The 1,107-nt window shown below is 74.5% G+C and carries 2 protein-coding genes; both read right to left on the bottom strand.

Annotated elements, in window-relative coordinates; genetic code table 11:
- Positions 1–227: 227 nt before the first annotated feature.
- A complete protein-coding gene (locus tag CKO31_RS26005) occupies positions 228–596 on the bottom strand; it encodes a hypothetical protein (RefSeq protein WP_200243791.1) in 369 nt (122 codons plus the stop codon).
- A gap of 43 nt (positions 597–639) precedes the next feature.
- Positions 640–843 (bottom strand): hypothetical protein, encoded by a 204-nt coding sequence (locus tag CKO31_RS26000; RefSeq protein WP_200243788.1) that lies wholly within the window; start codon positions 841–843, stop codon positions 640–642.
- Between the last annotated feature and the right edge of the window lie 264 nt (positions 844–1,107).

Here is a 1,107-nt window from a genome sequence, read left to right as displayed (position 1 = left end):
CCCAGTCAGCCCCGCGGCCCGGCGGCGGGCTTCTGGCGCGGCCTCGCGCTCGGCACGGCAGAGCCGCGGGGCTGACTGGGCAGCGCCTCCGCTTCGCCGCGGTTCGGAGATCCTCACGGCTCGCCGCGCCGCGCTCGCGCGGGGCGGCGCTCCGGTTCGCGCGCAGGCTCGTCATTAGGCGCCGGTCGCCCCGGAGCAAGGCGCATCCCTGCGCCCGGGCGAGCAGCCTACTGCGAGACCCACCAGACCTGCCCGCCGCTGCCGCCGGGCCCTGAGCCCCGGCCGCCCGGCCAGGCCACCGGGACCGAGACGGCCCAGAGCACGGTGCCGCCCGCCGAGCGCCGGCGCAGAGCGAGCGCGCAGCCGACCCACCAGGACCAGGCCGCGGCGAAGGCGACGGCGCTGCCGCAGCAGTCGAAGCCGACGACGAGCACGGCGCCGGAGAAGCTGCGGGCGCTGGCCCGGATCCGCCAGCGCCGGGCGCCGGCGAGCAGCGCGTGACCCACCAGCGAGCGCCACCAGGGTGCGGCGAGCGGACGGGCGTCGAAGCCGCGCCCCGGAGCGATCAGGGCGCGGGAGCGTGCGATCGAGAACATGGGAGCCTCCGGTGGTGAAGCCCGTCCCTGGGCTGCGGGGTCCTCAGTAGCCGAGCGCCGAAACCAGCCGCTCCAGCTCCGGATCGTGCTCGGCCGGCGCCGGCTCCAGTTCGTAGGACGCGAGCGGCCAATGCAGCCGCAGCCACCGGACGACGTCTTCCGCGGCTGCTTCATCGAGCCAGTCGCTCACGCACTGCCCGTTGCCCCAAGGATCGATTGCCCAGATGCGAACCTTGTTGTCGGCCATGTCTGCCTCCGTCGATGCACCGGAGCGGCCCATCCGCCCCGTGTGTCTTCTTCGCCACCGGGTGTTGCCCGCTGGGTCAAGGGGGGAGGCTCCGTCCGTTTGTCGGGTGGCCTGTACCGATCTTGCGGGGCAGCGCCGGCGGGCAGGCAACCGCCGGCGTCTCGAACGACGCCGGGGCCACCCGACAAGCGGATGGAGTACCCCTTGACGCGGCGGGCTGCCCGGTAAACTTTGGAGACACGCGGGGAGGTGGGCCTTCCAGAG

The sequence above is a fragment of the Thiohalocapsa halophila genome (assembly GCF_016583825.1).
Taxonomy (GTDB): Bacteria; Pseudomonadota; Gammaproteobacteria; order Chromatiales; family Chromatiaceae; genus Thiohalocapsa; species Thiohalocapsa halophila.
The sequence above is the reverse complement of the archived record's forward strand: the minus strand, read 5'-3'. Positions and strand labels throughout refer to the sequence as shown.

Bases quoted from the DNA above. Each gene is read 5' to 3' on its own strand.
- CKO31_RS26005 (WP_200243791.1), bottom strand. From the start codon at position 596: ATGTTCTCGATCGCACGCTCCCGCGCCCTGATCGCTCCGGGGCGCGGC.
- CKO31_RS26000 (WP_200243788.1), bottom strand. From the start codon at position 843: ATGGCCGACAACAAGGTTCGCATCTGGGCAATCGATCCTTGGGGCAAC.